Source organism: Idiomarina aquatica, from assembly GCF_003987185.1.
GTDB lineage: Bacteria > Pseudomonadota > Gammaproteobacteria > Enterobacterales > Alteromonadaceae > Idiomarina > Idiomarina aquatica.
In genome coordinates, this window is record NZ_PIPS01000001.1 from 1,477,402 (window position 1) to 1,484,619 (window position 7,218).

At 46.9% G+C, this 7,218-nt stretch carries 5 protein-coding genes; 3 read left to right on the forward strand and 2 right to left on the reverse strand.

Translation table 11 applies throughout. The features are described 5' to 3' along the window. Position 1: 1 nt before the first annotated feature. Positions 2-922 carry an acyltransferase gene (locus tag CWE23_RS06860; protein ID WP_105307600.1) on the reverse strand — a complete coding sequence of 307 codons (921 nt, stop codon included), beginning with the start codon at positions 920-922 and terminating at the stop codon, positions 2-4. A 147-nt stretch (positions 923-1,069) separates the two neighbouring features. Here CWE23_RS06860 and CWE23_RS06865 point away from each other — a divergent pair, with 147 nt between their 5' ends. From CWE23_RS06865 to CWE23_RS06875, 3 genes are read left to right on the forward strand one after another with little or no spacing between them, the layout of a single operon-like run. Continuing rightward, positions 1,070-1,666 (forward strand): ImuA family protein, encoded by a 597-nt coding sequence (locus CWE23_RS06865; RefSeq protein WP_126819816.1) that lies wholly within the window; start codon positions 1,070-1,072, stop codon positions 1,664-1,666. Next, positions 1,663-3,078, forward strand: coding sequence for a Y-family DNA polymerase (locus CWE23_RS06870; protein ID WP_126819817.1), 1,416 nt, complete (start codon positions 1,663-1,665; stop codon positions 3,076-3,078). Before CWE23_RS06865 ends, CWE23_RS06870 begins: the two co-directional genes overlap by 4 nt. Then, complete coding sequence (locus tag CWE23_RS06875; protein ID WP_126819818.1) at positions 3,078-6,155, forward strand: error-prone DNA polymerase; 3,078 nt, start codon at positions 3,078-3,080, stop codon at positions 6,153-6,155. The genes CWE23_RS06870 and CWE23_RS06875 overlap by 1 nt, the downstream gene beginning before the upstream one ends. Before the next feature lie 6 nt (positions 6,156-6,161). On the opposite strand, the gene CWE23_RS06880 is transcribed toward CWE23_RS06875, so the two are convergent. Continuing rightward, entirely contained in the window at positions 6,162-6,710 is a 549-nt protein-coding gene (locus tag CWE23_RS06880; protein ID WP_105307596.1) for a gamma carbonic anhydrase family protein, read from the reverse strand. Between the last annotated feature and the right edge of the window lie 508 nt (positions 6,711-7,218).

The window sequence follows — 7,218 nt, forward strand, 5'->3', positions numbered from 1 at the left end:
GTTACCTTTGTTGGTGGGCTTGCTCCATTTTCTCGTGCAACGCTTCAATAATAGCGTCTTTTTCATGCCAACGTTGATTCAGCCACTTTTGAAAATGGGTTTTAAACTGCTCATCGTTACCATAGTCACCGATGAGATCGGCGCTGATGGGTAAAGTGCGTACATGTACGTAAACATTTCTCAGTTGCCCGCTGAGTAAATGCCATACCACCGGGCGATCATCTTTGCCGGGATAAGCAATGGTAATATCCAAAATCGCCTCAAATTGATCACCCATGATTTGTAAAGAGAAAGCTGTACCACCTGCTTTAGGTGGCAGCAGATAACGATAAGGGCTGTCTTTTTGACGATGTTTTTCCGGTGTAAAGCGCGTGCCCTCGCAGAAGTTAACGACGGTTGTCGGAATGTGCTTAAACTTAGCGCAGGAGCGACGTGTGGTTTCTATGTCACGACCTTTCAGGTGAGGCTTTTTTGCTATCACATCTTTAGAGTAACGTCGCATGAAGGGCATATCCAATACCCAGCAACCCCACCCTACGATTGGGATCCAAAGCAACTGCCGTTTTAAAAAGAAACGTGGCATGGGCATATTGCGTCTGGCCAGGTGCATCAAGACAAACACATCGACCCAACTGCGATGGTTGGCCATGATCATGTACCAGCCTTTTTTATGTAATGCCAGATCGCCTTCAATATGCCAGCTCATCGGTTGGGTTAGCTGAAATAACATCGACATTGCATAAGCCCATAGCCGGAACAGGCCATTCGCAACGGTTGACAGCAAAGCCTGAACCGGCGCAATAGGCAACAGCAGTTTAAAAATACCGACAATAATAATGGCTACCCCAATCATCGCGGTTGTTACCAGAGCCCAGAGAAAGTTAATGATTACGCGAAAAGGAATGAGTAACTTTGTCAGCATGCGTTAACCCTGTGTGATAGCGACCTGTTTAATCTGATCTAAATCATAACGGAACAAATGAACGATGTCTGTTCTGAACACCTTTTATTGTAAAAACAATAAAGTTGGTATACTGTATATATGTACAGTGTTTGTTTGGAGGTTCTTATGCAACCAAAACTTAAAAAATTGGTTGATAAAGGATTGCTCTGGCAAGGTCGGCCTAGCTCAGGAAAACAGCAAGAGTACTTGCACAGTGGCTCGGATGTTTTGGATAAACAGTTGGGCGGAGGCTGGCAGTTAGATGGGTTACATGAATGCCAGCGACAAAATGAATTCACCGAGTATCGGTTGATCAAACCATTGTTACAGCAGGCTTTGGTTCGACAAGTGCCGGTGTTCTGGATTAATCCACCGGCGTTAGTTTCGGCAGCAGGACTGAGCTGGCAATTAGCAGAGCCTTCATTACAGATTATCGTGCAGGCGCAGCAACAGAATGCAGCCTGGGCTTTTGAGCAAGTATTAAAAAGTGGTACCGGAATCGCTTTATTCTGGGGTTCTCAGGAAGACATCGATGCCAATAAAGTTCGCCGTTGGTATAAAGCGGCTCAAAGTGGGCATCAACCTGGTTTTGTTTTTACCGGGATACAATCACAACCTGAAGCTCGCTCTTACACCAACCGGATTGCATTACAGCATGGGGGGGTTGAAGTGGACATCGTTAAGCGCCGCTATGGTTGGCCGGTGCAGAAGATTGCTTTATGAGCCTGTGGTTATACTGCCATTTTCCGCAACTGTTAATGGATACGGTGTGTCGTATCCATCCCGTTGTCGATGACTACCCTTTAGCGTTCTATGATAACGGCCAGACAAATAAAGAAACCATTGTTCAATGTAATGCGAAAGCCGTAGCTGCCGGTGTTGAAAAAGGTCAGAGCATAGCGCTGGCGCAAAGCTTGGTACCAGAACTTATTTGTCGGCAGTATTCTATGAAAAAAGAAGCCCAGGCTCTGCAACAGCTTGCGGATAAGCTTTATCAGTCGGTTGATAAGCAGGTGCTTTTTCCACCTCAGGGGATTGCGATAGCCGTTGAGAGTTTATTGCGACTTTACCAGGGAATGGATCCTCTGGTTTGTCATCTGCAAGAGCAATTTCAGGCTTTTGAATTAGATGCTTGCTTAAGCCTGGCTTATAGCCCTGAAGCAGCACAATGCCTCGCACAAGCAGGTGTCGAGCAATTATCCACAGATCGCTGGGATATTCACCAAGCATTAGCTGACTTGCCGGTAGAACAGTTTGGGTGGAACGCAAAACGCGTTGAGAAACTCAAAAAAACCGGCATCAAAACACTACAAAACCTTATTCAAATACCGACGGCGCAAATCGGCAAGCGTTTTGGCAATGAACTGGTTAAAGCATTAGCGGTGTTACGGGGGGAACAAAAATCTTCTGTCCATTTTTACCAGCCGGCCGAACGATTTTATGTTTCTTTTGATTTGGTGACGGAAATTGAGCGCTGGCAAGGTCTGTTGTTTCCATTAAAAAGAGCCCTGAAAGAACTTGAGCAGTTTTTGTATCAGCGCCAAAAAGCGATCCGGCAATTGGATATTACTCTGCATCACCGGGAACAACAGCAAACGCTTATTCCTCTACGCTTGGCATCGGACAGTTGGCGTGCCTCACAGTTCCTGCAGTTTATTCAGTTACAGGTTGACCGTTATCCACTGAAGCAGCCGGTAATGGCGCTAAGCCTGCGAGCTGATTATTTACATGAACTGGACAGTGATAGCGGACAGTTGTTGGCTGATGCCTCCCGCCATCAGGGTGATTTACCGGACTTGTTGAGCCGATTACAGGCTCGACTTGGTGAGCGGGCGGTATACAGCCCGGCGCTTTCAAGTGACTTTCGACCCTTGCTCAATGAACAAAAACAACAGCCCGGGGTTCCCACGACGGGCTCTGAACGTATTGCCAAACGCCCTATCTGGCTGCTTGAAACACCACAACCTATTGATATTCAGCACTGGCGGTTAATCGACGGACCCGAGCGTTTGCATACCGGTTGGTGGGATGAAGATACGACATCGCGCGATTATTGGGTTGCAAAAGACAACCAACAGCGAACCGGTTGGTTGTTTTATCAGCAGCAATGGTTTTTGCAGGGCTGGTTTAGTTAATGCGCTACGCAGAGCTTCATTGCTTAAGTAACTTCAGCTTTTTGCGGGCTGCGGCATTCCCTGCTGAGCTGGTCGATAAAGCGGCAGAACTTGGCTATGAAGCGATTGCTATCACCGATGAATGTTCCGTTGCTGGCATTGTCAGAGCCTATGAAGCCGCCCGTAATCAGTCCATTAAGCTGATTGTTGGGAGCGAGTTTCATGTCGCCGAGCTCGGTGTGTTGGTGGTGATTTGCCCTAGCCGCAAAGGCTATGCACAACTTTGTCGAAAAATAACAGAGTTTCGTGGTCGAGCAGTAAAAGGCGATTATCAGGCATTAGCGGAAGATTTCCTCAATGGGTTTGAAGACTGTTTTTTGTTGTGGTTACCGCAGGCCAAGCGAGGTGGTATTTCCTATGCAAAAGCGCTGAATTTTGGTCATCAGCTAAAGCGGTATTGGCGACAGCGTTTTTGGCTTTTATATGAAAGGCACTATCACCATGATGATAAAGACCAGTTTCGTTTTATACAGCGCTTAAGTCAGCAATTGCAGGTTAAGGTTGTTGCTGCCGGCGGCTGCTTGTTGCATGAGGCAAGTCGCCAGCCCTTGCTTGATATTGTTACTGCAATTGCTCATGGAGAATCGTTACTGGCCCACCCTGAACATGCCAGCATCAATGGTGAGCAACGGTTACGAAGTTTAACGGAGCTACAGCAATGCTACCCTCCAGATTGGTTGCAGGAAAGCGTCAACATTGCTGAACAATGTCATTTCTCAATGTCGGAATTACGCTATGAATACCCTGCTGAATTGGTTCCTGCTGGTTTAACAGCCAGTGATTATTTACGCCAACTCACGGAAGCGGGAGCGCGTAAACGCTACCCCGCTGGTGTTCCAGACCATGTCGTGGCTCAGTACGAAAAAGAGCTACAACTTATAGAAGAGCAACGCTATGAGTACTTCTTTTTAACGATTCATGATTTGGTTCGTTTTGCGCAACAACACAACATTTTTTATCAAGGCCGCGGATCTGCAGCAAATTCGGTGGTTTGTTATTGTCTTGAAATTACAGCGGTTAACCCTGCGCAGATAGAGGTGTTGTTCGAACGGTTTATTTCTAAAGAGCGAGATGAGCCCCCTGATATCGATGTTGACTTTGAGCATGAACGCCGTGAAGAAGTGATTCAATACATCTATCGTAAGTATGGCCGTTCCAGAGCGGCACTAGCGGCTACGGTGATTCGTTATCGTTTTCGGAGCGCTTTCCGGGATGTGGGTAAAGCCCTCGGTTTTAGTGAACAACAGTTACAGCATTTTCGGCAGCAGTTGGATCGTCGTGATAAAGGTGTGGATTGGAAGCAACAGCTAAAGCAGCAACATCCACAACTGGTTGCAAGCCGCCGCGGACAACAGTTGCTCAAGTATACCGAGCAATTAATGGGGTTTCCGCGACACTTATCTCAGCATGTCGGTGGCTTTGTCATAGCGGCAGGTTCGTTAACCGAGCTAGTACCTATTGAAAACGCCAGTATGCCTGACCGAACCGTTATTCAGTGGGATAAAGACGATCTTGAAACGTTAAAACTCCTGAAAGTAGACGTGCTGGCGCTGGGTATGTTGACGGCCATAAGAAAAACACTGCAACTGCTTGAACAACAGAACATTAGGCTGAGTTTGGCAGAGATACCTCAAGAGGACATTAAGGTCTATCAGACGCTACAAAAGGGTGATTCCGTTGGCGTTTTTCAAATAGAGTCCCGTGCACAAATGAATATGCTGCCCAGATTAAAGCCTGCAACGTTTTATGATCTGGTGATTCAAATCGCCATTGTGCGACCTGGACCCATTCAGGGGGACATGGTTCACCCTTACCTTCGTCGGCGGGCTGGTCAGGAGGCCATTGACTACCCAAGCGAAGAAGTGAGATCAGTACTGCAGCGCACCTTGGGGGTGCCTATTTTTCAGGAGCAGGCGATAAAACTGGCGATGGTCGCTGCCGGATTTAGTGGTGGTCAGGCGGATCAACTGCGTCGTGCTATGGCGTCATGGCACAGCACAGGAAAGCTAAAGCAATTTGAACATAAATTAATTAATGGAATGCTGGCACGAGGCTACAGTGAAACATTCGCGCAACGCTTGTTTCAGCAAATTTGTGGGTTTGGTCAATATGGTTTTCCAGAATCACACTCCGCGAGTTTTGCGAATTTAGCTTATGCATCTGCGTGGCTGAAAATTCACTATCCCAGCGCTTTTTATACTGGGTTGCTTAACAGCTTACCGATGGGATTTTACTCACCTTCGCAACTGGTTCAGGATGCGAAACGTCACGGTGTTAAATTTTTGCCTGCCGACATTAACCAGAGTCACTGGGATTACCAGTGGTTGGCAGCGCAAGGCCAGGTTATTCGTGTGGGACTGCGGCAAGTTGCCGGTCTTGCAAAGTCACGCACGCTAGCGGCAATTGAGCAACGTGGTGATGGCTTTAAAACAATAGAAGCTTTACGGCAGGCAGGCTTGTTTGAATCTGATATTGAGGCGCTCGCCAAAGCCGATGCCTTAAAAAGTATTTCCGGACATCGTTACCAGGCGAGTTGGGATGCATTAATGATGAGTGATGAACAGTTGCCGTTATTTTCGACGGTACAGGAAAATTACGATAAAACGCCTTTCAAACCCAACGAGCAGGAAGACATTGGTTTTGATTACGCCAGCATGGGGTTGTCGTTACGGCGTCATCCGCTGGCACTGATTCGCGAGCATATCGAGTTGAAAGGCTGTATCACCGCCGATGCATTGTTGCATGGCCGTAGCGGTAGCTTGATAGAAGTTGCCGGTTTGGTCACCTGCCGGCAACGGCCCGGTACCAAAAGTGGGGTCACCTTCTTTACGCTGGAGGATGAAACTGGAAATATTAATGTGGTGGTTTGGGCGACGATAGCGCGTAAATATCGCAAAGCTTTTTTAAGCAGTCGTCTGGTAAAAGTCAAAGGTGTACTGGAAAGTCATCAAGGCGTTGTGCATGTCATTGCCCAGCGCCTTGAAGATAAAACCGATTTACTGTCGATTAAACGCCACCACGAACGACGGTTTCATTAAACGTAATCAAGAAACCGGGTGAACATCCATTAAGTAGTCGTTTTTAAGTTCGACATAATTCACTGCCGATTGACTTAGAAACTCCCGCTCGGCTTCATTCAGTGGACGTTTTTTCGCTACAGGACTGCCCACGTACAGATAGCCGCTTTCAAGCCGTTTACCCGGTGGTACTAAACTGCCAGCGCCAATGATGACATCATCTTCAACGATAACATCATCCATAATAACAGCTGACATCCCCACCAGGATCCGATGACCTAACTGACAGCCATGCAACATACAGTGGTGACCAACGGTCACATCATCGCCAATGATAAGTGGGTGCCCATCAGGATTACCGGCTGAGCGGCGGGTAACGTGTAAGATGGTGCCATCTTGGATGTTGGTGCGTTTGCCAATGCGAATACGGTTCACATCACCGCGGGCAGCGACAAATGGCCAGATACTGCTGTCGTCGCCTATTTCAATGTCGCCCACTAGCACACAACTATTATCGATATAGACGCGTTCTCCCAGTAGCGGCTGCTTTTCGTGAAAACTGCGGATATCTGCCATTTCCGTTCCCCTTCTCGATGATTACTGATTTATCGCTTCCTGAGCTAACAAAGTTATAACAGATATTGGCTTTAGATACCTAACGAGGGGTAAAACTGCCTATAAACAAAGCGATTTGATGCAACTTTGCGCAAACGGCAATAAAACCAGTTAAAATTGCAAAAAAGGCCTTGACGGTGCGAGATAAATCTCTAAAATGCGCTCCACGTTCGAGGCTGGCAACGAAGCCGCCGAAAACAGAAGTTTTCTAAAAAATCTTTTTTCAAAAAAGTGTTGACGGAAAACTTCAGGTGTGTAGAATACGCACCTCTCGCAGCAACGCTGCTGAGAAACGCTCTTTAACAATATATCAAGCCAAGCAAACTGTGTGGGCACTTGCAAAAGTTAAGCAAAACGAACTATGTATTGCAACTTTTGAATGAGTGTTCAGCAAGGTTTCAAATTTGAAGCTAAGCAAAAACGCGTAATTCATTGAGTTGATTGAACTACTTTTAATTGAAGAGTTTGA

Excerpts from the sequence above, each read along its gene's own strand:
- CWE23_RS06865 (WP_126819816.1), top strand. The coding sequence starts at position 1,070 with ATGCAACCAAAACTTAAAAAATTGGTTGATAAAGGATTGCTCTGGCAA.
- CWE23_RS06870 (WP_126819817.1), top strand. The coding sequence starts at position 1,663 with ATGAGCCTGTGGTTATACTGCCATTTTCCGCAACTGTTAATGGATACG.
- CWE23_RS06880 (WP_105307596.1), bottom strand. The coding sequence starts at position 6,710 with ATGGCAGATATCCGCAGTTTTCACGAAAAGCAGCCGCTACTGGGAGAA.
- CWE23_RS06875 (WP_126819818.1), top strand. The coding sequence starts at position 3,078 with ATGCGCTACGCAGAGCTTCATTGCTTAAGTAACTTCAGCTTTTTGCGG.
- CWE23_RS06860 (WP_105307600.1), bottom strand. The coding sequence starts at position 922 with ATGCTGACAAAGTTACTCATTCCTTTTCGCGTAATCATTAACTTTCTC.